The sequence below is a fragment of the Acidovorax sp. KPB24-07 genome, assembly GCF_057543315.1.
This window is the reverse complement of sequence record NZ_BAAJYS010000954.1, coordinates 1-563: the sequence shown is the minus strand read 5'-3', so window position 1 is coordinate 563 and position 563 is coordinate 1. Positions and strand designations below refer to the sequence as shown.

Sequence of the window (563 nt, the reverse complement as noted above, 5' to 3'; positions counted from 1 at the left end):
ACCGGCCATCGCCCATCGCCTCGCAACGCGAGAGCCGAATCCCCTGGCAGTTTCACGCGGGTGGCCTTCGCCGGCCCGGCCGGCGCGCCGCAGGACCACTACTACCTCAGCGTGCCCCCCCGGCGCGGCCGCGGGCACGCCGATGCCGCTGGTGCTCATGCTGCACGGCTGCACGCAGAACCCGCAGGACTTCGCCCTCGGCACCGGCATGAACGAGGCCGCCGCGCCCGCGAACGCGCTCGTGCTGTACCCCGCGCAGGCCCAGGGCGCCAACGCCCACGGCTGCTGGAACTGGTTCCGTCCGCAGGACCAGCAGCGCGGCCACGGCGAGCCCGCCACGCTGGTCGCCATGGTGCGCGACGTGATGGCGCGCCACCCCGTGGATGCCCGCCGCGTGTATGTGGCGGGCCTGTCCGCCGGCGGTGCGATGGCCGCGCTGCTGGCGCGCGAATACCCCGACGTGTTCGCGGCCGTGGGCGTGCATTCGGGCCTGCAGGCCGGCGCCGCGCACAACGTGATGGGCGCGCTGTCGGCCATGAAGAGCGGCGCCAAGGGCACGCCCG

General features: G+C 75.0%; 1 pseudogene. It reads left to right on the top strand.

What is annotated here, in order from left to right:
* Positions 1–563, top strand: a pseudogene (locus tag AC27IQ_RS26865) (extracellular catalytic domain type 1 short-chain-length polyhydroxyalkanoate depolymerase); the annotation flags it as partial.